The 21867-nt window shown below is 43.8% G+C and carries 19 protein-coding genes and 1 tRNA gene; 13 read left to right on the top strand and 7 right to left on the bottom strand.

Going from position 1 to position 21867, the window contains the following annotated elements; genetic code table 11:
* Nucleotides 1-2: 2 nt before the first annotated feature.
* Nucleotides 3-1028, bottom strand: coding sequence for a DUF3871 family protein (locus BACSA_RS10690; RefSeq protein ID WP_013618119.1), 1026 nt, complete (start codon nucleotides 1026-1028; stop codon nucleotides 3-5).
* An 848-nt stretch (nucleotides 1029-1876) separates the two neighbouring features.
* Here BACSA_RS10690 and BACSA_RS10685 point away from each other — a divergent pair.
* Nucleotides 1877-3697, top strand: coding sequence for a hypothetical protein (locus BACSA_RS10685; RefSeq protein WP_013618118.1), 1821 nt, complete (start codon nucleotides 1877-1879; stop codon nucleotides 3695-3697).
* A gap of 42 nt (nucleotides 3698-3739) precedes the next feature.
* Here the strand turns inward: BACSA_RS10685 and BACSA_RS10680 are convergent, their stop codons facing one another.
* The 5 genes from BACSA_RS10680 to BACSA_RS10660 all read right to left on the bottom strand — a co-directional run bounded on the left by BACSA_RS10680 (nucleotide 3740) and on the right by BACSA_RS10660 (nucleotide 8121).
* Nucleotides 3740-4513 (bottom strand): hypothetical protein, encoded by a 774-nt coding sequence (locus tag BACSA_RS10680; protein WP_013618117.1) that lies wholly within the window; start codon nucleotides 4511-4513, stop codon nucleotides 3740-3742.
* A 78-nt stretch (nucleotides 4514-4591) separates the two neighbouring features.
* Entirely contained in the window at nucleotides 4592-5500 is a 909-nt protein-coding gene (locus BACSA_RS10675) for a hypothetical protein (RefSeq protein WP_013618116.1), read from the bottom strand.
* 120 nt (nucleotides 5501-5620) lie between these two features.
* Entirely contained in the window at nucleotides 5621-6478 is an 858-nt protein-coding gene (locus BACSA_RS10670; protein ID WP_013618115.1) for a hypothetical protein, read from the bottom strand.
* A 147-nt stretch (nucleotides 6479-6625) separates the two neighbouring features.
* Nucleotides 6626-7894 carry a phage integrase SAM-like domain-containing protein gene (locus BACSA_RS10665; RefSeq protein ID WP_013618114.1) on the bottom strand — a complete coding sequence of 423 codons (1269 nt, stop codon included), beginning with the start codon at nucleotides 7892-7894 and terminating at the stop codon, nucleotides 6626-6628.
* Between the two features lie 153 nt (nucleotides 7895-8047).
* Nucleotides 8048-8121, bottom strand: a tRNA-Ile gene (locus tag BACSA_RS10660).
* 162 nt (nucleotides 8122-8283) lie between these two features.
* On the opposite strand from BACSA_RS10660, the gene BACSA_RS10655 reads away from it, so the two are divergent.
* From BACSA_RS10655 to BACSA_RS10640, 4 genes are all read left to right on the top strand, one after another.
* The gene (locus BACSA_RS10655; protein ID WP_013618113.1) at nucleotides 8284-10929 is read left to right on the top strand and encodes a calcium-translocating P-type ATPase, PMCA-type; all 2646 of its coding nucleotides are present in this window, start codon (nucleotides 8284-8286) and stop codon (nucleotides 10927-10929) included.
* Nucleotides 10930-11153: 224 nt separating this feature from the next.
* Entirely contained in the window at nucleotides 11154-12074 is a 921-nt protein-coding gene (gene ribF / locus BACSA_RS10650) for a riboflavin biosynthesis protein RibF (RefSeq protein WP_013618112.1), read from the top strand.
* Nucleotides 12075-12313: 239 nt separating this feature from the next.
* Nucleotides 12314-13816: a sigma-70 family RNA polymerase sigma factor gene (locus BACSA_RS10645; RefSeq protein WP_013618111.1), complete on the top strand. Its 1503-nt coding sequence runs from the start codon at nucleotides 12314-12316 to the stop codon at nucleotides 13814-13816.
* Nucleotides 13817-13893: 77 nt separating this feature from the next.
* Nucleotides 13894-14682: a class I SAM-dependent methyltransferase gene (locus BACSA_RS10640; RefSeq protein ID WP_013618110.1), complete on the top strand. Its 789-nt coding sequence runs from the start codon at nucleotides 13894-13896 to the stop codon at nucleotides 14680-14682.
* A gap of 250 nt (nucleotides 14683-14932) precedes the next feature.
* Here the strand turns inward: BACSA_RS10640 and BACSA_RS10635 are convergent, their stop codons facing one another.
* Nucleotides 14933-17044 carry a glycoside hydrolase family 97 protein gene (locus BACSA_RS10635; RefSeq protein WP_013618109.1) on the bottom strand — a complete coding sequence of 704 codons (2112 nt, stop codon included), beginning with the start codon at nucleotides 17042-17044 and terminating at the stop codon, nucleotides 14933-14935.
* 447 nt (nucleotides 17045-17491) lie between these two features.
* On the opposite strand from BACSA_RS10635, the gene BACSA_RS10630 reads away from it, so the two are divergent.
* The 8 genes from BACSA_RS10630 (at nucleotide 17492) to BACSA_RS10595 (ending at nucleotide 21860) form a co-directional block, all read left to right on the top strand.
* Nucleotides 17492-17908, top strand: a complete 417-nt coding sequence (locus BACSA_RS10630) for a DUF3836 domain-containing protein (protein ID WP_013618108.1) — start codon at nucleotides 17492-17494, stop codon at nucleotides 17906-17908.
* Between the two features lie 44 nt (nucleotides 17909-17952).
* Nucleotides 17953-18795 carry a CPBP family intramembrane glutamic endopeptidase gene (locus tag BACSA_RS10625; RefSeq protein ID WP_013618107.1) on the top strand — a complete coding sequence of 281 codons (843 nt, stop codon included), beginning with the start codon at nucleotides 17953-17955 and terminating at the stop codon, nucleotides 18793-18795.
* 12 nt (nucleotides 18796-18807) lie between these two features.
* On the top strand, nucleotides 18808-19422 hold the full coding sequence (locus tag BACSA_RS10620; RefSeq protein WP_013618106.1) for a DUF2975 domain-containing protein: 615 nt from the start codon (nucleotides 18808-18810) through the stop codon (nucleotides 19420-19422).
* 182 nt (nucleotides 19423-19604) lie between these two features.
* The gene (locus BACSA_RS10615) at nucleotides 19605-20249 is read left to right on the top strand and encodes a DUF2975 domain-containing protein (RefSeq protein WP_013618105.1); all 645 of its coding nucleotides are present in this window, start codon (nucleotides 19605-19607) and stop codon (nucleotides 20247-20249) included.
* A gap of 27 nt (nucleotides 20250-20276) precedes the next feature.
* A complete protein-coding gene (locus tag BACSA_RS10610; protein WP_013618104.1) occupies nucleotides 20277-20927 on the top strand; it encodes a DUF2975 domain-containing protein in 651 nt (216 codons plus the stop codon).
* Nucleotides 20928-20942: 15 nt separating this feature from the next.
* The gene (locus tag BACSA_RS10605; protein WP_013618103.1) at nucleotides 20943-21395 is read left to right on the top strand and encodes a DUF2975 domain-containing protein; all 453 of its coding nucleotides are present in this window, start codon (nucleotides 20943-20945) and stop codon (nucleotides 21393-21395) included.
* A 13-nt stretch (nucleotides 21396-21408) separates the two neighbouring features.
* A complete protein-coding gene (locus tag BACSA_RS10600) occupies nucleotides 21409-21645 on the top strand; it encodes a hypothetical protein (RefSeq protein WP_013618102.1) in 237 nt (78 codons plus the stop codon).
* Nucleotides 21646-21650: 5 nt separating this feature from the next.
* Nucleotides 21651-21860 carry a helix-turn-helix domain-containing protein gene (locus BACSA_RS10595; RefSeq protein WP_013618101.1) on the top strand — a complete coding sequence of 70 codons (210 nt, stop codon included), beginning with the start codon at nucleotides 21651-21653 and terminating at the stop codon, nucleotides 21858-21860.
* The last annotated feature ends 7 nt before the right edge of the window (nucleotides 21861-21867 follow it).

Raw genomic sequence — 21867 nt, 5'->3', positions numbered from 1 at the left:
ACTTAGCCCAAGAACCAAGCGTATTTCGTATCTCCATGCAGTGCGTTGTTGATGCCTACCGCCACTTCCGTTGCATTCACAGCCCTTTGCAGGTAGGTATCAATATAACTGCTCTTATTGGCTTCTGTCAGCAAGTTGTGGAAGTCAAACATGGAGATAGTGTTGCCTTTTGCTCCAAAATTTGGATTGGTGAAGTAATCACGGCAGACATTGTTAATCTGACTGTCCGTAATCAGCAACCGTGGAACAGCCTTTTGATAGCCATTGGGTAGTGCCTGATATAATCTCATCCTCCCCACAATTTGAGCAAACTGTGTTTCTGTCAGGTAAGACTGCGAAAGCGTCTGCATCAGGTGGATTTCCCTTGCAGGATTGAAGTTATAGAATAGTTCAAGAACAGCTCTGTAAAGGTCATTCAGGTTCATCACTTCAAGTTGGAGTTTCACTCCATCACCTGTAAGCACCTGATTGCTGCACACGTTTACTCTCCAACCGATAAAGACAGAGAACTTCTCCAAGCCTTTGTTAGCCCTATAAAGGTTCAAGTCGGAATAGTTACGGACACCTCCAATGCAAAGCTCCAACTTCTGACCGTTCACTTTTTCATGAATAGTGGGAATGGTGAAAGCAAAAGCCAGTCTTTGGTAGAACTGTGTCTTTTCAGATTCAAGAAGTTCACTTGCTTTCTTGCCAAGTGCTGACGGAACCCTGCCACGTACTATGTGCGACACACGTATTGCAGGCTCACAGATAGTTTCACCTGAAAACATGGTCTGTGCTGCTTCATGCACTGTGTGAATGAAGTCCTGATGAGAGATTGTCAACTCCTGATTAGCCCATGTAGGCACTACGCATTGAGTAGTCAGTTCCTCAATGGAGATTTCAGAAGTGTTGGCTTCCAAGAAATTCACGCTGGGTCTGATGGATGGCTGTTCGCTTACTTCCTCAAAAGGAACGTACTCTGCATCTTGTGCAAACGAAGAATGATTGTTGCGTACCATTGGTACAAATGATAATGTTGCTTCCATAATTTAATTGGGATTAAGTGTTATTGATTACAAGGACAATGACTATCATTGTCATATAGTTATAGAGGTTTATAGTAGGATAGGTTATATTTTTCTCCTGTACTTATCGGATAGGTTTTACTTTTCCATTCCACTTATGGGGAGGGGATTTTTTTTTGGGGTGTAGTCGCTTGTATGTAACACTTCCCGTATTTTTTGATTGGCACAAGTACCTGTTTTGCGTTATATATTCCTTTTAAGTTGGAATGTGGGTATTGTGAATTAAAATTGAGTGGTGTTATATGTACAAGATTCAAAGTCAAAACTTATTGTATAAAATGAAATAGGCAAAATTTGTTGGCAGTACATAAGGTGTAATTGCTTCAATAATGAGTGGTACTTTTTTCAACTTCACCCTATAAATATAAGTTCTTGCCGAAAAAAGTCCTTTTACTTTCTCATCCTGTATGATTGTGAGCCAAATCGTTGAAATATAGACGTAAACAATATGTAAGGTGCTGTTTTTATGGTTGGAGCTATTTTCGTTTGGAAGTGTCCTTAAAGGTGTATATATTTGCTTATATCAGGATTCAGAGAGGAAAAAATTACTGTCTGACCCTTTTAATTAGAAAATCGACATATCCATTTCTTGCAGATGGGAATAAAGCCGGAAACAATGCGTTTCGGTTTTATTTTGTGGGTACTGTCTGATTTTCTTTCCTGATGTCCTTAGAAAGATAGATTGACTTCAAGATTTTTTGGACTGTCTGATTTTTTGTCCTGACCTCCTTAATAATAAAGATTAAACCGATGGAATATCGGACACAGATTTTAAGATTCGGATATATTGATTTTCTAAATCTTGTAGTATGGTCGAAACAATAAAAGTACCAGCTAATGTAAACTTTTTGAATGAATGGGCAGGCTTTGAACTGCCGAGAGGTATTGTAAATAAGGGGATAACAGGGTGTGGAGCTACCACCCTTGCCATTGAAGATGAACATAAGACTATCATTTGCATTCCAAGAATCAACCTGATTAAAAACAAGTGCCAGCAACATAAAGGAACTTTGGCTGTCTATGGTGATGTGAGGAATGGAGAGATTGAAGATTATTTGAAAAACAGCCCAAAGCCTAAGATATTGGCAACGTATGATTCCATTCCACGATTGAACGGTCTTATAAAGGATAAGCCGGATTGGAGAGTAGTCGTAGATGAATATCAATATCTTCTAATAGATAGTGGATTCAAGTCTGAAACAGAAATAGCCTTATTGGAAACATTAAAAGAGTTTCCGTATGTCACTTATCTGTCTGCCACCCCTATTGCAGACAAGTATATGAGGCAAATGGATTGGTTTAAGGATTTGCCCTACACTGTATTAGAATGGAGTAATGTAGAACAACGGTTTGTCAAAAGGGTACAATCGAAGAATCCGATAAACAATGCCATTGAGATAGTCAGGAACTATCAGAAAGGTATTTATCCGTTCGTCCTTGCAAATGATGAAAAGATTGAATCGAAAGAGTGTGTTATCTTCTTGAATAGCGTTACCAACATTATAAATATCATCAGGCAAACAGGATTACAGACTGATGATGTCAATATAGTAGTGGCTTCTACTCTTGAAAATGAACAGCTTGTAAAGAAGTTAGGGCTGGATTATGGAATAGGTGTGATTCCATTAAAAGGAGAACAGCATAAGAATTTCACGTTTTGCACTTCCACAGCCTTTGCTGGGTGTGATTTCTATTCAACTTGTGCATCTACCTTTGTAATAAGTGACAACAAGAAATCCTACACTTCCATTGACATAGCTACGGAGTTGGCTCAAATAGCAGGTCGTCAAAGGCTGGAATGTAATCCGTTCAGGAACACTGTCACTTTCATTTATAATGTGGATGTGGGAGAAAGCAAGGATGATTCATATAAAGCAGATTTAGAAAAGAAGCTGCAAGATTCCTATGAATATGCCCGACTTAAAAACAGTTTGACGGGTGCAAACAGGGATTTTGCCATTAAAGATATTCAAACTTGTCAAAAACTGAATAAGTATAGTGAGCATTATGTATGCTATAATGAGGCAACTAACAGTTTCTTTGTAAACGACATGGCTTATTTGAACGAGTGTTTTTCTTATGATGTACAGAAAGAGAACTATTTGGATGGTATCAAAGTCAGGAAGCAGTTGGAAGATAGCGGTTTTAATGTCAGTGGAAAAGAGTTGCATTCAGATTATGAGGAACAATTGGAGTGTATCATTAGGAAAGAGGGGTTTGCTGACAGGATGAAACGCTATTGCGAGTATCGTAAGAATAAAGAAGCCTGTATGTTCGTATTGGTTGATGAAGTCATGGAACGTCAAAGTGAAGACTTGAAGCTGTATTATGATTCGCTGGGTTATGAACGGATAAAAGCTCTTGGCTATAAGGAACTGAATCTTAAAAATGAAATGATGAACAAACAGGCAACTTATCATCTTTATAAGGAGTTTAGGGCTATCTTTCCTGTTGGAACAAGAATGCTTACTGATATGATAAAGCAGAAAATGGAAGAAGTGTATGCAAGATATGGAATCAGGCAAAAGGGAGTTGCAAGCCATTTGGAAAAACGGTTTGGAATTAGGATAAAGCCTGTAAAGATTCCGTTGGCAGACGGTAGCCGGAAAAGTGGCTATGAGTTTGTATAAAAATAGAGGGCAAACCGTGTAATGCGGAATGCCCTTTACTTTTTAAGGAACAGGTTGTTCAAAGAATATATTCTTCTTTAGTTTGTGAATCAGCGATTTACATAGATTGTTTTCATTATTCGCATTCTTCTTGATATGTACCTTTGTAAATATGGTTAGCAAGAGTATCAAATTAATCAGCTTTTCGATGGCAGGACAGGGCAATTTTATATTTGCATTGGTGTTTATTCCAATATTGACTTGCAGAGGATTGCATCTTTTGACAAGTGACACAAATTCGCCTAAGTCAAAATCCATGATAGGCTCTACCGTCACAAAAGTTTCAATGCCTAATTTTGCTATGGCATTCATGGCTTCCGCCCTGTCTTGTGGGAGTGGGGCATTGTTCATAATATCAGGATAATGACGGTTTGTTTCCAATGTGGTGCAAATTACGGCTTGCTTTCTTTCCACATCAAACAACGGGTGGCTGATGAATTGCAACAAGCGTTGTGGATTCTTTGTCTGAAACATAAAACGTGTCCTTTCTTGCTGTGCTTGTCGGGAGGTCTTAACAAGGCAAAAATCAAGAACTTCTTTTATCCATTCGTCTTTTACATTCTGTGCAAACATATCAGTACTGCTACCTACAAATATAAATTTGTTTATTCCAAAATCCCCTTGCAATTCATTTTCAACAAGCCTAACCGGCTGCGCATCAGGGTTGATTTTCTTCATGTAGCAATAACTGCAATCGTGGTAACACTTACCTTTTATCGGATTCCATGTATGAGTTACAAACTCGTACATATTCCCTTTCCTTTCATATAGTATCATGTGTTCAAATTTTTGTTACCGACAGCTTCAGGAATCCCCGTATAAGGGGATTCTCTGAAAGCCATATCCATTTGTAGGTTACGCTATTCTGCTTTCAATTAATCGGAATTGTTCAATCACTTTTTCTTCTATGAGATTGCCCTTGTCATTGTGCATGGCTTGACAGTCATTAGGTGTTATCCGGCTGAATATGTCAAAGGCTTTATCTTCTCCACCCTCATTGAATAAATCGGAAAACTTTTCGGACAAGTATCGTTTGGAAATGTCTTTGTCGGAGAACCCTTTATCCTTACAAAGTGCGATAAAACGGTTTCCACGCTCTATATTGTGGGCTGGAATAATTGGCTTCTTCACTTTGCCTCTGCCTTTCTCATTCTTGCCTTGACAGAGTAATGACAGGCTTGTCTTATTCATGGCTTTGGGATTGTTACAATAGATTATGTTCAATGTGCTTAGAGGATAGCCGTTGGGGTTATCGTCTGTCCTGATAAGCTCATTGTATTTATCAAGTAACTCATCTTGTTTTACATTGGCTGCACCACGAATATAATCATCCGTTTTCCACGGCATTTTAGTGATGTTTACGGCGGAGATATATTCCGCAATGGTTTCATTTTCTGCAAGCTCTATGAGTATGCCGGGAACTTGAAATGTACGCTCACCTTGTTTCTCACGTTCACGATTGAGCATAGAAGCGGCATAAACACGGTGTTGCCCGTCAATAATGAGATAATAGCCATTCGCATTGTCCTTGTTGATTTCATTGCCATTGATGTCAATAAGAACAATGTCCCCATTGGCAATAGCATCCTCAGCACGAAAGACCTGTACCATCTCTGCCTTGCGGTAGCCTTTGAGACCCATTTCAGCCAATAGTTTTTTGACGTTTGCAAAATTCACTTCACGGTTAATGCCCTTGGCGAAAGCCACCTTACGAGTTTCGTTATTTACTGAAACTTCGACTTGAAAATAATTTTCTTTCTTCATATTTCTAGTGTAATCAGGGATAAGTCAGCCACAACGTGTGGTCTGCTGTCTGATTTCAGGTGCAAAGGTACTACGGCTTCAAGGTTCAATTACAAGTAAGAAAAACACGCTTTTCTTACTCTAATGTAAAGCAAACACTGCTGGTAATGGCATATCCTTGTATCTTCTCATCAACAAGTCAAATGTCCCGTTATTAAAAGTTTCTGTATCCAATGGGCAGTCATTTTTTCCATGAGCAATTTCCCCTGTCAGCCAAAGAACGCTAAGAGAAAAAATCCTCTCCGCCTTTGTGTATTTACCTTTCTTTTCTTTCGTATATTTTATTGGGAGGTTGTCTAGCAGGGTCTTTATCAAGATATAATCTATTTCAAGTTTGTCAGGTTTGACGGTTTCCACACTGTTTAAGCCCTCAACATTTGAATTAAGGAAAACAGCAAACAAAGACTTTATGAATCTATCATTTTCAAATTTTATATGTTTCCTGCCCACACTTACATCAAGTTTCAGGTGTACATCAGGCTGTTTCTCAATCAAGCCGAACAGACGCTTTATCCTTTCTGTTACAAGTTCAACATCTCCATGTTCCCACCATCTTTTAAGTATATCCCATAAATAAACGATAAATTCAAAAGTCGGTTTTGGCTGTATGCCTAACTCCTTGATTGATTCCTGTATTTCTTTCAGTGAATAGAAATCTGCTTCTGACAATTTGCAGTATTCAAGCCTTTCCTGTCTAATTTCATAATAGTTTATGGCGGCTTGAGATGGGAACCATTCTTCACCATCAAAATCAGGATAGAGCAAAGCATATTTACGGATATATTGTAACCGTTCTTTTATGTCGGTACATTTTTCTGCCGGATATTTCTTTATCCAAGCATTAAATAATCTTTCTTCCTCCCATTCTGCATTTTCCTTGTAATCGCCAGGCAATGTAGGGAGTGGTTCTCGTTTTCTTAGAAAGTCGGATATTTCCATAAATGCTGTTTTTCTACAAAATTAAAAAATAATCCTGCCTATCGTTCTGATAAACAGGATTATTTTCGTTAAAAGAGAGATTTCATTGCTTCATCTATCTGCTCATTGTCAAAGCTGTCAAGATAGATTTGCGTCACTCTTTCAGAACTATTTGCCAAACACATATCTCACCACCTTGTCATTAGCTTTATTCTCATTCACAAAATCACGCTCTATATAAATATCGGTCACTTTCATAGAATCGTCAATGTGGTTCAAAGCTGCATGAACTACATATTTATCAATGCCTACTTTGTTCAAGGCAATGGTAGCCCAACTATGCCGGGCAGCATAGTATTCCAAATCTTCCACATTTAGCAATGCACCAATCTCTTTTAGTCCATAGTTGATAGCCTTGTTGAAGTCTTTTTCATCTGCATAGTATTGATAGAAGTTGAATAACCGCTTACCTGTCTTGTCCTTGTACTTTTCTATTAAAGGCAAAATTATTTGAGGAACATCTACTACCATCTTCGCATTATCCAATCTGCGGTCTTTCGTTTTGGTTCTATAATAGGTGATAGTGTTATTCTTCATTTCTGTGGCATTATAAAGGTCTGCTGAATTGATTCCCATTAAACAGAATGAGAGAATAAAGCAATCTTTTGCCAAATTATAGCGGCAAGTGGCTTTATAGCCTTTCTTCATGTCTTTATAAGGCAACTTCCATATCTTCTTTATGATGTCTGTGGATATGGCTCTCTTGCGTGTGGCTTCTTGTTTGGGTATGGCAAAGTCCTCAAAAGGTGAGTGGGGTATCAGAATCAGATTCTTGTCTTTCTTGTTGTACTTCTTTTTGGCTTCATTGAATAGCTTTTTGATGCTCACCAAATAGAGAGACAAAGAACGATTAGAGGGAACACGTTTGCCTTGTGCTATCAGTTTATTTGTTCTTGCTTCACGCTCTTTATTCAAAAACGCTTTGAAGTTCTCTAAGAAGTCAAGGGTTATCAGATTCACGTCCAATTCTTCTTTACCAATGAAGCGGATTAGCGCATTAAGGGCAGAAGTGTAATTGGCTGCGCCTTTAATAGTAGCTGAGGCTATCCACTCACGACTGAACTTTATAAAGTCAATGGTTTGCTGCCTCTGACGTTCACCGTCCAAATAGTCCATTACTTCATCAAGTGTATAATGGTTTAGTTCAATTTGTAGCTTGGCACACTTCTCCTGATAACTGCGAATCAGGCTATCCACTTCTTGCCTGATAGATGATGTCTGTTTGATTTTCAATTCTTTAGTTAAGTCCTTACTTGTAACGAACAGGCTTGTTGCCAGCCTTCTCATCTTTCTGTCAAGCGTGAATCTTAACTTTACGTTGTAAGTACCATCAGACCGTTGTCCGTCTTTCTTGATTTCTGCATTGATTGTCAGCATATTACTCCTTTTGTTTAGCGGTAAACAAGCGGTAAACAAATGCTGCAAAAGATATGCTTTTCTATTAGTTTGAGCTTACCATAACTCTTAGAGGGACACAAAAAGAAAAGCGTTAACTGCTTGATTTCGTGCAATTAACGCTTTGTTTTCGAGTGGACCAGCCAGGGCTTGAACCTGGGACCTCCAGATTATGAGTCTGTTGCTCTAACCAACTGAGCTACAAGTCCTACACAAAAAGTATTCCTTAAAAACTGAGCGCAAAGGTAATGGTTTATAGTGAGACTTGCAATAGTTGAGCATATTTTTTCGAAAAAAAAACTAATCTTTATCCGTTCTTACAATATATGTTGTATTTTTGCGGCACTAAAATTAACTAATAAACAGGCATTATGTCACAAAAAGCAAATGAACCCCACTTGACCGGACTTACCGATCAGGAAGTTCTCTCCAGCCGCGAGAAATACGGAGTCAACCTGCTTACTCCCCCTAAGCGGCCTTCCATGTGGAAACTTTATTTAGAAAAATTTCAAGACCCTGTTATCCGGGTGTTGCTGGTAGCGGCAGTCTTTTCGTTAATCATTTCCATTATTGAGAATGAATATGCCGAAACCATTGGTATTTTCTTCGCTATCTTCTTGGCTACGGGCATCGGATTCTATTTCGAATATGACGCGAACAAGAAGTTCGACCTTCTGAATGCAGTGGGCGAAGAAACTCCTGTTACGGTTATCCGAAACGGGAAGGTACACGAGATTCCCCGCAAAGATGTCGTGGTAGGCGATATTGTTATTCTGAATACAGGCGAAGAAGTGCCAGCCGACGGTACCTTGCTGGAAGCCGTATCGCTTCAGGTGAATGAATCGAGCTTGACCGGAGAGTTGATGGTGAACAAGACAACGGTGGAAGCCGATTTTGATGATGAGGCTACTTATCCTTCGAATAGTGTGATGCGCGGTACTACCATTACCGACGGTCATGGTATGATGCGTGTCGAACGGGTGGGTGATGCAACCGAGATTGGCAAAGTGGCACGTCAGGCTACCGAGCAAAGCCAGGAACAGACTCCGCTGAATATCCAGTTGTCTAAACTTGCCAACCTGATTGGGAAGGCTGGATTTACCATTGCTGCCCTTACCTTTATTATATTTACTTCGAAAGACCTGTATGCTTACCTACAGGCGAATACGGTAAATGACTGGCATCAATGGCTGGACATAGCCCGTATCGTATTGAAGTATTTCATGATGGCGGTTACTCTGATTGTCGTGGCTGTGCCCGAAGGCTTGCCGATGAGTGTCACCCTCAGCTTGGCTCTGAATATGCGCCGGATGCTGAAGACCAACAATCTGGTGCGCAAGATGCATGCCTGCGAAACAATGGGTGCCATCACCGTAATTTGTACGGATAAAACCGGTACACTGACACAGAATCTGATGCAGGTATATGACGCAAAACTGGATGAAAGCCAGCCCGACCTGATAGCTGAAGGCATTGCAGCCAACTCTACCGCTTTCCTTGAAGAGAAAGCGGAAGGTGAAAAGCCGTCGGGTGTAGGAAATCCGACTGAGGTGGCACTGCTGCTTTGGCTCAACGGCAAGGGTAAGAATTATGAAACGCTGCGGGCAGGTGCTAAAGTAGTGAACCAACTTACGTTCTCCACCGAACGCAAGTATATGGCTACGCTGGTAGATTCGCCTATCCAGCAAAAGCGGATACTTTACGTGAAAGGCGCACCTGAAATCGTGATGGGCAAATGCAACGTAAGCAAGGAACAGGTGGATGCCAACAATGAGCAGCTGCTTGCTTATCAGAACAAGGCAATGCGTACCTTGGGGCTTGCCTATAAGATAGTGCCCACGGATGCATCGACCGATTGTGCCGAACTGGTAAACGAAGGCGGATTGACCTTCTTGGGCATCTTTGCCATCAGTGATCCGATTCGTCCCGATGTGCCTGATGCCGTAAAGAAATGCCAGTCGGCAGGCATCAGCGTGAAGATTGTGACCGGCGATACACCGGGAACAGCTACCGAGATTGCCCGTCAGATAGGTTTGTGGAAACCCGAAGATACCGAACGCAACCGCATTACGGGCGTGGAGTTTGCTGCTTTGAGCGATGAAGAAGCTCTCGACCGTGTGCTCGACTTGAAAGTGATGAGCCGTGCCCGCCCGATGGACAAGCAACGATTGGTGCAACTCCTGCAGCAGAAAGGTGCTGTAGTGGCTGTAACAGGCGACGGGACCAACGATGCCCCGGCATTGAACCACGCACAGGTAGGACTTTCGATGGGTACAGGTACATCGGTGGCTAAAGAGGCGAGCGACATCACCTTGCTCGATGATTCCTTCCATAGCATTGCCACCGCCGTGATGTGGGGACGCTCCTTGTATAAGAATATCCAGCGTTTCATCGTATTCCAGCTGACCATTAATGTAGTAGCTTTGTTGAGCGTATTGTTAGGCGCATTCTTCGGCACTTCCCTTCCGCTTACGGTGACGCAGATGCTTTGGGTGAACCTGATTATGGATACCTTCGCCGCCATGGCACTGGCATCTATTTCGCCCAGCATGGACGTGATGAACGAGAAACCTCGTAAACGTACCGACTTCATCATCACGCCGGCGATGCGCAACAACATCTTTGGCGTAGGGTTGGGATTCCTCGTCATCCTGATGGGTATGTTGGCTTATTTCAAGGGATTACCCGAAGGTTTGCTTCCCAACGGCGAAATGAACGTGCACTACCTTACCGTATTCTTCACGGTATTCGTTATGCTTCAGTTCTGGAACCTGTTTAATGCCAGCGTATTCGGAACCAACCATTCCATCTTCCGTGACGCCAGCCACGCATTGGGTATGCTGAGTGTGGCGTTGATTATCCTGGTCGGACAGTTCATCATCGTCACCTTCGGTGGCAAAGTGTTCCGCACCGAACCGCTTCCGCTCATAGAATGGCTTTATATCATCGGCGGCACGTCGTTCGTATTATGGATTGGCGAGATTTGGCGAGGCATCAAACGTCTGGCTAAAAACTGATAAGTAAGTGTGCAAAATTAAATGATATTACCAGAAACACAGATTTTCGCGGATTAGCGCAGATTATTGTAATTTACGATTTGACAATTTACTATCTACTATTTGAGCTTTAAATCGTACTTCGTAAATCGAAAAATAGTAAATTAAAAGAATCCGCGAAAATCTGCGTTAATCTGCGTTTCTGAGCCGACCACATTATATAAACTAATTCTCAACATCTACTTATGGAAATAATCAGTGCCGAAAGCCCATTTGCGTTTCCGCCTTGCGCAGCCACTATCGGGTGCTTCGATGGCGTGCATCGCGGACACCGCTACCTGATAGACCAGGTGCGCCGCGAAGCCCTCGCAAGGGGACTGCACAGCGCGCTGGTTACTTTCCCTGTCCATCCCCGGCAGGTGATGCAGAGCGGTTACTGCCCGCAATGGCTCACTTGCCTCCCTCAGAAAAAAGAATTGTTACAGCAAGAGGATGCAGACTATTGCATCCTTTTGCCGTTTACGCACGAACTGTCGCTGCTCTCGGCACGGCGGTTCATGGAGCTGCTGCACACCCGTTTCAACGTGCAGGCACTGGTTATCGGTTACGATCACCGCTTCGGGCACAACCGGAGCGAAGGCTTTGAGGACTATTGCTGCTATGGGAAAGAGTTGGGTATGGAGGTAATCCATGCCCAAGCGTTGGAAGAAGACGGCTTGTCTATCAGCTCCAGCCTCATCCGCAACCTATTGAAAGAAGGCGATGTGGCGCGTGCCAACCGCTATTTGGGCTATCGTTATTACCTGGACGGGCAGGTGGTAAGCGGCTATCAGGTGGGGCGCAAACTGGGCTTCCCTACCGCCAACCTCCAACCGTCCTGCCCCGACAAGCTGGTACCGAAAGAAGGGGTCTATGCCGTTTACGCGTATGTGGAGGGGAAACGCTACGCCGGCATGCTGAACATCGGCAGCCGCCCCACGATAGGCAACGGCACCGAGCGGAGTATCGAGGTGCACCTCATCGGCTTCGAAGGCAACCTGTACCAGCACGCTCTTCGGGTAGAGTTCATGCAATACATCCGTGAGGAACAGAAGTTCGAGGGCATCGAGGCGCTGATTGCCCAGTTGCAACAAGACAAAGCAACGATTATCCGGCTGTTGAGTTGAAAGTTTGAAATGCAGATTAGCGCAGATTTCCGCAGATTATTCTTTATTTACCACAGAGGACGCAGAGTATCACAGAGTCTTTTAAAAAATTCTCTCTGTGCTATTCTGTGACCCCTGTGGTGAATTTTATCATATAAGCTAATTATGAATAGTTACTTACCTAATATAAGTTAAAAGGCGAATGTCCGTGCAGTCTTTCATGTCATGCCTTATCATATATAAATGGACTGAAACATGATATGAGCAACGAAGAACTAATAGAATTATGCAAGCAAAGGGATGAGCAGGCTTTAAGTCTGCTCTATACTACTTACGTGCATAAAATGAGAAAGATTTGCTGCCAATATGTTGCTGACAAAGAGATTGTAAACGATCTCCTGCACGATGGTTTTATCATAATCTTCACATCTATCAGTGACTTGCGTTCTCCCGATAAATTGGAAAGCTGGATGGGGAAAATCATGAAGAATATCTCACTGAAATATTTGGAGCAATGCCGTTCCGTCGTCACAAAGCCTTTAGATGATATAAAAGAAGATGAAGAACCCCTGGCACTATCTTATGACGCAAATGAGATCCCCACTTATAACACTATACTTGAGATAATAGAAAGATTGCCCAAAGGCTATCGCCACATCTTTAAGTTAGCGGTATTGGAAGGGCTTTCCCACAAAGAAATAGCCCGATTATTGAAAATAGCCCCTCATTCTTCTTCCTCACAACTGTCAAGGGCAAAGGACATGTTGCGTAAACTGCTGATCCAATACCGCATCGTGGCAGGGCTGCTTGCATTATCTTCTATCATATCTTTATACATCTTTTTGTACACGCCTAAAAAACAATCAAAACCGAAGCTCACATCAACGGATAAGCCACAAAAGGAACAGCAGGTCGAAACTATTTTATTATCAGATTCAAACATCTATGCGTCCAATCCCCGGCACGCACATGCTGAACCCCAAGAAACTATCGAAACGAAACAAGAAATGGTTTCACAAGACAATCCTACCGAGAAAAAAGACAGTACATCATTGCCTGAACGAAAAACAACGGACAACCAATATGCCATAAGCGATAAAAACACTCCTTATGGTATGATGCCCTCATACGTCTCTAACAGTAAAAAGAACTGGACTTTAAGCTTGTCTTATTCGGGAGGAGAAAAACATACAGATGCCCACAAGAGATTCATTCCTTCCGATGACATCATATCAGGAGAACCCAAAGAAGAACTGAAGAAATCACATCACCGGATGCCTGTCACATTCTCCCTTACACTGCATAAAAACATAAATGAGCGTTGGGGCGGAGAAATCGGTCTCCAATACACGCATTTGCGCTCTGATTTTACCATAATTGGTGACAACCGCATGGAAGGCATTCAGAAAATCAACTACATCGGAATACCGCTTAAAGGAACATTGAATATATGGAAGCAAAAGAGCTTTTCCATTTATACCTCGGCAGGAATCACCTTGGACATACCTGTGGAATCCACTTTCGAAAAATCCGTTTGGGAGAACGGGCAACTCATCCTTCGCCAAAAGAACAATTTATATCCGTCTTTGCAATGGTCAACAAGTTTTGGCATCGGCATCCAATACCAACTTGCTCCTAACATTGGCATCTATGCGGAACCCAATTTACACTATTACTTCAACAATGGAGATAACATTGAAACAATCCGAACGGAAAAACCATTAAACGTGACGCTGCCTATAGGCATCCGCTTTTCTTGGTAAAAAAGTGATGGCTTTCATGCAGTCTTTTACCCAAGGGCTTATCATATCCATGGAGAATAACTCAAATAATCATCAGTATGCAAAAGCGTCACAAAGACAGGACTGTTTATTTCAAAGAGCTTTCCATTACGAGTAAGAACTATTTTATTCCCTATATCCGGAAGTGGCATCCGGTAGAAGCAGGAATGAAGGTATTGGAGATTGGTTGTGGTGAAGGCGGAAATTTGCTCCCTTTCTCTGAAATGGGATGTAATACCACTGGGGTCGACATCGCGGAGAGCCGGATTAAAGATGCCATGGCATTCTTCAAGGCTGCTCATGCAAAAGGAGTGTTTATCGCACAAGACATTTTCCTGTTAAATGAATTGAAACAGGATTTCGACATCATCATTTGCCATGATGTATTGGAACATATTGCCAATAAAGAACTGTTTTTAGTTCATCTGAATAAATACCTGAAACCTCAAGGCATTGTTTTTATGTCATTCCCAGCATGGCAAATGCCGTTCGGAGGGCATCAACAGATTTGCAGAAGCAAAATCTTGTCCCACTTGCCTTTCATTCATTTGCTACCTGCTACAATCTACCGGTTATTGTTAAGGGCTTTCAGGGAAAGCGATGGCTGCGTGGCAGAATTACTTTCCATCAAATATACACGCGTAACAATAGAATCGTTTGAGAACTTAGTCAAAAAAACATCCCTAAGCATCCAAAACAGGGAACTATGGTTTATCAATCCTCACTACAAAATAAAATTTGGATTATCTCCACGCAAGCTAAGCAAATACATAGCCCGCATTCCTATTTTTAGGAATTTTTTCAGCACAAGCTGCTTCTATATCCTAACCAGAAAAAAACTTACGTGAGTTCATAACAGTGTTTCCAAGAGACAGGCAAGGGTTACGGAGCGTGTTGGTTACTTCTCCTGCCTGCCCCAGAAAGAAGACGAACAGAAGTTCGAATGCATCGGTGCTTTAGTTGACCAGCTGCAACAAGACAAAGAAACGATTATCCGGCTGTTGGGTTGAAAGTTTGAAACGCAGATTAGCGCAGATTTACGCGGATAAAATAATAATCCGCGTAAATCTGCGCTAATCTGCGTTTCAACAAAACCTATTATTCCAGCTCCTTAATGCTGATAGCCACACCGCCGCTGGGCGCGAGGCGTTGCTTCAGCATGGTCTTGCTGGAGACTTTCTTGGTAGAGATGACGTAGTCTTGCGGATTGGTGCGCCAGTCTGCCTTTTTGCCGTCGGCATAAATGGTGGCTTCGTATTTCTTGCCTTCGGGCAGGAAGCTGAGGTCGATAACGGCTTCGCGCGCATTCTCGTCAGTGATGCCGCCGATGTACCATTCGTTCTTGCCTTTCGCCTTGCGGGCTATGGTGATGTAGTCGCCCGGTTCGGCTTCCAGGATGTAGGTATTGTCCCAGTCTACCGCCACGTCTTTGATGAACTGGAAGGCATCAAGGTGTTTCTCGTAGCTTTGGTACAGGTCGGCTGCCATCTGGAGCGGGCTATACATCGTGACGTAGAGGGCAAGCTGTTTTACCAGTGTGGTGCTCAGCTTCGCTTGGTTCGAGCCGTATTGCGAGAGGTCGCCTTCGAAGATGCCGGGCGTGTAGTCCATCGGGCCGCCCATCAGGCGGGTAAAGGGCAGGATAGTGGTATGGTCGGGGCGGTTTCCTTTGAAGGATTCAAACTCGGTGCCGCGTGCCGACTCCTGCGCAATCCAGTTGGGATATGTACGGCATAAACCTGTGGGGCGGACGGCTTCGTGCGAGTTGACCATAATCTTATATTGTGCAGCCGTTTTCGCTACGCGGAGATAATGGTTTACCATCCATTGTCCGTCGTGATGTTCGCTGCGCGGGATGATGCCACCTACGTAGCCCGTCTTTACGGCATCGTATCCGTATTTGTTCATAAAGCGGAAGGCGTCGTGCATTTGGCGTTCGTAGTCGGCTACCGATGAGGTGGTTTCGTGGTGCATGATGATTTTCACGCCTTTCTCCTGGGCATAGCGTTGCAGTTCGGCTACATCGAAATCGGGGTAGGGCTTGTCGAAATCGTAAATGAATTCCTTGCTGTAAGCATAGTTGTCTTCCCAGCCTTCGTTCCAGCCTTCTACCAATACGGCGTCAAACCCGTGTTTCGCTGCAAAGTCGATGTATTCTTTTACGTGTGCCGTGTTGGCTCCGTGGTGTCCGTTCGGTTTCAGCTTCGTATAATCGGTCTTGCCGATAACGATGTCCTGCGTGTCGGTATATGCCCACGTGGAGCCTTGTCCCGTAAAGTATTCCCACCATACGCCGACATATTTCGTGGGATGAATCCACGAGGTATCCGCCAGCTTGCAAGGTTCGTTCAGGTTTAAGATAAGGTTGGAAGCCAAGATGTCGCGGGCATCATCGCTTACTACAATGGTACGCCACGGCGTAACGCTTCCGGTCTGCACGTAGGCTTTCGTGCCATTGCGGTCGGGCGTAAGATGCGTGCTGAGTACGAAGCCTTTGTCATCCAGATTCAGCTGCATGGCAGGATAGTTCACCAGTGCGGCTTCGTGGATATTGATGTATAATCCTTCAGCCGATTTCAGCATCAACGGCGATTGTACGGCAAGGTTCGGGGTAGCCGAACGGATGGCGAGCGGTTCCTGGCGCACGCTGTCAATCAGGCTTGCCACTTCCGAGAGTTTCGAAGTCGTAGTGGGATATTCGTTCGTATCATAGTCGCCCGGAAGCCAGAACGCCTTATGGTCGCCGGTCAGGCGGAATTCGGTCTCTTCTTCGTTCACCGTAAAATGGCGCAGTTCTTTCTGCACCGGGAACTCATAGCGGAATCCCAGCCCGTCATTGAACAGACGGAAACGGAGGTTCAGCAGCCAGCCCGTCCCATTTTGCTTCATGGCGATGAACAATTCGTTATGGTGGTCGCGGATTTCACTGTATTGTCCCCATACGGGCTTCCAGGTAGTGTTGCTTTCCGAAGTTTGTGTGTCGGTCACCGTAAAGTTGCGGTCGAATTGATAATCGGGACGCACGCTGAATCCCAACTTGCTCTCCTTGATGACATCTTTTCCTTTGTATTGCAAGGAATAGACCGGTGTACCTTCAGCCGAAAGGCGGAACTGCAGGGTCAGGTTTCCGTCCGGCGATTTCAGTGTCTGTGCAAACATTGTTCCAGCCCAGACGAGCAGGAACAGGCAAATCATGCTTAGTCGTTTCATAGGATGATATGTTTTTTAGGTAAAGATTACTCCTTATTATATAATATGGCACAGCCCATGCGGAAGCCCGCAAGATGCCTATTGATTTATCTCCTTGCGTGACCGCCCGCATTGCCTTCCGCAACCGCCCGTGTAGACCAACGTAACCGCTTACGTCAGCCTACACGGGCAGCCGCGTTTTTAACGTTTGGCTATGCCGCTATATATAAAGAACAACCGAAAGTCCTGTTCCACTTATGCCTTTCGGAATAAAAAACAAGCCTTGTTATCCCCTACAGAAGGTGTTATAACCGCATTTCATTAAAAAATTATCGTTTTTCGATAAATTTTTCTCGAAAATCTTTGGTAGTATAAAAATAATGCGTACATTTGCATATCGATAAACGATAAATAATTATCGAATAGAGAATCAAACAAGATTAATAAAAACATTAAAGACATACGATTATGAAAAAGACATTTGTTACCAAAGCCATTGCCGCTATCTTTGCTACCGCTATGATGAGTTTTACAACCGCTACCGAAGCCGGTGCACAGAACACCTTTGTTTATGGACAAGACGGAAACACAATGACCGTTTCTACGCTGAATGCCGATGGCATCTCGATTACGCCGAAGCTGAAATACGAATACCAATACGATGCCAACGGGAACCTGGCGGAAAAGAAGGCTTACCGCTGGAATGCCGGTAACCGTTCGTGGCAACCCGCTTACCTGCTGAATTATCTTCCGGGCGACGGCATCTACCTGATTGATTATGCCGAATACGACAAGGCTTCGGGCGCGTTTACGCAAAACATCCAGACCAGCATCTATTACCAGCAAGCCGAAAACGGTATGTTGTTGACCGACATTCAGAGATAATCCACTTGATTCATTTACCTATTATCATATAAGGAGATACAATTATGGGACGCGTTATTAAACTGGTTATTTATTATTTCTTATACAACTTGGTTTTTATGGGCGTTGTGTTCGGGGTCTATGGATTTGTTAATCATACTTCCGATATGCCGCAAAGTGGTCCTGTTTACTTTAACCTCTTAATGTGGGTGCAGCTGCTTGCTACATTAGCTTTAGGTATTCATCTGTTGGCATGGAAGTATGTGACCCGCAAAGATTTAAGTTTTGATTTTCCGAACACGGCTAAGGTGCTGCTTGCTTCCGTTATACTTAGTGTAGGCATGGGGTTTTGGACAAATTATTTGACCGAATTGACCGAACTGCCCAATACGATGGAGGAACTTTTTGCCAAAGCGATGAACAACCCGTTAGGCATCATCTCCATCGTCGTAATGGCTCCCATTGTGGAAGAACTTTTGTTCCGCGGAGGAATGCAAGGACATCTCTTGCGCAAATGGAAGAATCCCCAATGGGCGATTTTGGTATCTGTCCTCATCTTCGGCATCGTACATGGCAATCCCGTGCAAATGTTTTTCGCTTCCATCCTGGGATTGGTACTGGGCTGGGTATATTACCGCACCGGAAGCCTGTTGCCCTGTATACTGATGCACTTTATCAATAACGGCACCTCGGTATTGCTCTTCCACCTTTCGGGAGGGAAAGACGAAACCATGACCGAAGCCTTGGGCACGACCGGTGCCATCAGTCTTGCCCTCGTGGGTGTAGCATTGACCGTATGGAGCATCTGGTACATCAAGACCCGCCTGATTCCGAATCAGATAGCATGGAAAGAAACACCCGCTCCGGCAGAAGAAGTGATTGCATCAGAAAGTAAAGAACAAGCCTAATTCATCACGCTTATGAAAACCGTACGCATTTTAGGAATTATCGTGATATTGGCGCTGATAGGAGGTGCCCTTAAAGATGCCATTCCCGGATTTATAGACGGGTGGAATGATGCCGAAGCCGATTCCCAACTGGTTCTGCCTGCCGACTTTAATTCGGTGTCTTTATCGGTAGAAGGATATAAAGACGGGGTTCCCGATAGCCTGTTCAACCGGGCTATGCAAGCCAATGTGCCCTGCGAAGTAAATGGGGTGAACACCTACGTGAAGCATAATTCATGGGTGCATGCCATGGGCTTTGTGATTCTACCTGTTATATTGCTCGTCTTTTATGGAGTTTATTGCCTGATACGCTTGTTGATATCGGTAAGCCGGGGAGAAATATTGATTCAGAAGAACATACGCCGCCTGCGTTTCTTCATTTATCCGATAATGGCATTCTCTGCCTTGTACGAACTTCAGAACTATATCCTTTACCGGATTGCCACCAGCGAGCTGGTATCTTCCGGGTATGTGTTCGATGATTTCCACTTGAAATATTCGTGGACTTTCATGTTGGTGATTGCCCTCTTGACCGAGATTTTCGCCCAAGCGGTACGCATCAAAGAAGAGAACGATTTAACCATATAAATAAACACTTCCGTTCGGCCTGTTTGCTTGCCTTGAAAAGTAATATATACTTCATCGGCAGTTTCAGTACTACTGAAACTCCCATAGAAGATATATTCAATGGCAAACGCAGCTATATTCGTTTGCGGAGGCATGTAAATAGGCTATAACGGGAATTTGAACAGCATTAAATAGTATATCTTATGAAATACATCAGCCTTTTAGGAATCATCACCATTATCGCCCTTTGCGCGGAGTTCGTTTTACAGATGTCTGGCGGAGATGCAATAGAAAGCTTTAATGCCGGACGTGAAACCGGAGCACAACAAGCGGAAAGCGGTGCAAGTTATGTCCATTCTTTCCTTCTTCCCGTAAAAGCCAAAGTCATTCCCGAAGGAATGGAGGGGGAAGCCACCTTGCAACTTGCGGATGGGACAAAGACCGTGCCCTATAGTATTGCCGAAGTAAAATGCGAGGTGCGCCCCAGCTGGTTCATTGCGATAGCCCTTACCTTCGGTTCTTTCTTTGTTGCCCTTATCGGCATCTATTCCATTTATTGCCTGATCCGCTTGTTGATACGTGTGGCGAAACGTGATATTTTTTCTCGTCGCAACGTATACTGGATACGCTGGTTCGCCTACGTCAATGCCGGAATTTACCTGGGATTGATGTTCTTCGAATGGTTGTTGGAGCGCGATGCGGTAAGCCAGCTCCGTATTCCGGGCTATCAGGTCATCGGCATCGAACATACCGTTTACGATTTCAGTTCCTTCTTTGTCATCGTCTTACTGGCAGAGGTCTATGCCGTAGCGGTAAAGATTAAGGAAGAACAGGATTTAACCATCTAAATTACACATTGCAAATTATTACGCCTTATGAAAAAAAGACTAAACCTCATCTGCTTGGGAATTGTGCTCGCCGTTCTTGTCTCCATGTCCTTCTTGTTCAGCACATTCTATTACGGTTTCAAGGCAGGGATTGACGCTTACGAACAAGGAGCGGCGGGAGTGGAAAAGCTTGACGTGACTTACAAGATGATTGGCACGATGCCGACCGATGTCATCACCAACGAAACCGCTACGGCTATCAATGAGAAAGACGGTTCCACCGTGTCTATTCTTCCCTTTATCAGCATGATAGGAGTTCCGAACGAGAAAGCGGATGCTACCGATTCCATATTCCTTTCATTGCTGGACTGGATGGTAATGATATGTTGTATTTATGCCATAGTCCAATTCGTCAAAATGATTCGGAACATCCACCGCAACATCATTTTCGATTGGGCGAACGTGAAACGTCTGCGCCGGTTAGGCTTTTCGCTTATCCTCAGCTTCTGTTGCTCGTTGGTGACGTTCGCCATCAACAATCATTTGGTCTCTCAAGCGATAAGCTTGAAGGATTGTGACTTTTCCATTGCTTTCCAGTTTTCAGACCCGACATTGCTTATCGGCTTTACAGCGTTGCTATTCGCCGAGATATTTGCTATCGGCTTGAAAATGAAAGAAGAGAACGACTTAACCATCTAAAAAAACGGACCGCTTATGAAAACAAAACCCGATAAACAATTGGTACAATATTGCGAAGTGCTGATGGTGCTCTCTGCCTTTAGCGCAACATGTTTTGGCGTATCGAACATTTTCCCAATCTGCTACGAGTTGGGCAAAGACGCAAGCGACACCTTCATTTGGTTTGCCTTGGTGCAAGGCATAAAGGCATACGCGATGTTCTTCATCGCCGTCCTGACCTACTTTCTGGCACGCAACGTGCGGAACGGATCGGTCTTTACTTCCGCCAACCAGCGCATCCTGCTTGCCATTGGCGGCTCGACCGTTATTTCCGGCGCGCTTATCAATGCTATTATCAACTGTTCTCCTCTTGAGATGCCGACCGATACCAGCCTGTTGCTCATCATCATCGGATTGTTCATCGTCCTTGTCTCGCTGATGTTCAAGATAGGCATCCGCATGCAGGAAGAACAGGACCTCACCATTTAAACCCATTATGCCTATGAAACCGAAAAGCAACTATACCCGAGTAATGGCAGGATTTTACATCTTCCTGTGCCTTATCGCCTCGATGATTGTAGGCGAACTCATCTATTTTTTAGCGATAGTCCCATTGGTGCCCAAGCAGACTTGGCTTCCGCTCATGAATGTGGCTTGGGTTTATCTTGTGGTTGCTATCTATTACAAACTGACCCGCCGTTATACCAAATGGTGGAAGAAACTGGAAAATAAACAATAATGCCTATGCCGATAATAGTAAATCTTGATGTGATGATGGCGAAACGGAAGATTTCGCTGGGAGAGCTTGCCGAACGGATTGACCTTACACCGGCAAACCTTTCTATCCTGAAGACAGGAAAAGCCAAAGCGGTGCGCTTCTCCACGCTGGAAGCCATCTGCAAGGAACTGAATTGCCAGCCCGGCGACATACTGGAATACCAGGCGGAAGAATAGCCGATAT

It is taken from the genome of Phocaeicola salanitronis DSM 18170 (assembly GCF_000190575.1).
Classification (GTDB): domain Bacteria; phylum Bacteroidota; class Bacteroidia; order Bacteroidales; family Bacteroidaceae; genus Phocaeicola; species Phocaeicola salanitronis.
This window is presented reverse-complemented; position numbering and strand designations above follow the sequence as displayed.

Excerpts from the sequence above, each read along its gene's own strand:
- BACSA_RS10690 (WP_013618119.1), bottom strand. The coding sequence starts at position 1,028 with ATGGAAGCAACATTATCATTTGTACCAATGGTACGCAACAATCATTCT.
- BACSA_RS10685 (WP_013618118.1), top strand. The coding sequence starts at position 1,877 with ATGGTCGAAACAATAAAAGTACCAGCTAATGTAAACTTTTTGAATGAA.
- BACSA_RS10680 (WP_013618117.1), bottom strand. The coding sequence starts at position 4,513 with ATGATACTATATGAAAGGAAAGGGAATATGTACGAGTTTGTAACTCAT.
- BACSA_RS10675 (WP_013618116.1), bottom strand. The coding sequence starts at position 5,500 with ATGAAGAAAGAAAATTATTTTCAAGTCGAAGTTTCAGTAAATAACGAA.
- BACSA_RS10670 (WP_013618115.1), bottom strand. The coding sequence starts at position 6,478 with ATGGAAATATCCGACTTTCTAAGAAAACGAGAACCACTCCCTACATTG.
- BACSA_RS10665 (WP_013618114.1), bottom strand. The coding sequence starts at position 7,894 with ATGCTGACAATCAATGCAGAAATCAAGAAAGACGGACAACGGTCTGAT.
- BACSA_RS10655 (WP_013618113.1), top strand. The coding sequence starts at position 8,284 with ATGTCACAAAAAGCAAATGAACCCCACTTGACCGGACTTACCGATCAG.
- ribF (WP_013618112.1), top strand. The coding sequence starts at position 11,154 with ATGGAAATAATCAGTGCCGAAAGCCCATTTGCGTTTCCGCCTTGCGCA.
- BACSA_RS10645 (WP_013618111.1), top strand. The coding sequence starts at position 12,314 with ATGAGCAACGAAGAACTAATAGAATTATGCAAGCAAAGGGATGAGCAG.
- BACSA_RS10640 (WP_013618110.1), top strand. The coding sequence starts at position 13,894 with ATGCAAAAGCGTCACAAAGACAGGACTGTTTATTTCAAAGAGCTTTCC.
- BACSA_RS10635 (WP_013618109.1), bottom strand. The coding sequence starts at position 17,044 with ATGAAACGACTAAGCATGATTTGCCTGTTCCTGCTCGTCTGGGCTGGA.
- BACSA_RS10630 (WP_013618108.1), top strand. The coding sequence starts at position 17,492 with ATGAAAAAGACATTTGTTACCAAAGCCATTGCCGCTATCTTTGCTACC.
- BACSA_RS10625 (WP_013618107.1), top strand. The coding sequence starts at position 17,953 with ATGGGACGCGTTATTAAACTGGTTATTTATTATTTCTTATACAACTTG.
- BACSA_RS10620 (WP_013618106.1), top strand. The coding sequence starts at position 18,808 with ATGAAAACCGTACGCATTTTAGGAATTATCGTGATATTGGCGCTGATA.
- BACSA_RS10615 (WP_013618105.1), top strand. The coding sequence starts at position 19,605 with ATGAAATACATCAGCCTTTTAGGAATCATCACCATTATCGCCCTTTGC.
- BACSA_RS10610 (WP_013618104.1), top strand. The coding sequence starts at position 20,277 with ATGAAAAAAAGACTAAACCTCATCTGCTTGGGAATTGTGCTCGCCGTT.
- BACSA_RS10605 (WP_013618103.1), top strand. The coding sequence starts at position 20,943 with ATGAAAACAAAACCCGATAAACAATTGGTACAATATTGCGAAGTGCTG.
- BACSA_RS10600 (WP_013618102.1), top strand. The coding sequence starts at position 21,409 with ATGAAACCGAAAAGCAACTATACCCGAGTAATGGCAGGATTTTACATC.
- BACSA_RS10595 (WP_013618101.1), top strand. The coding sequence starts at position 21,651 with ATGCCGATAATAGTAAATCTTGATGTGATGATGGCGAAACGGAAGATT.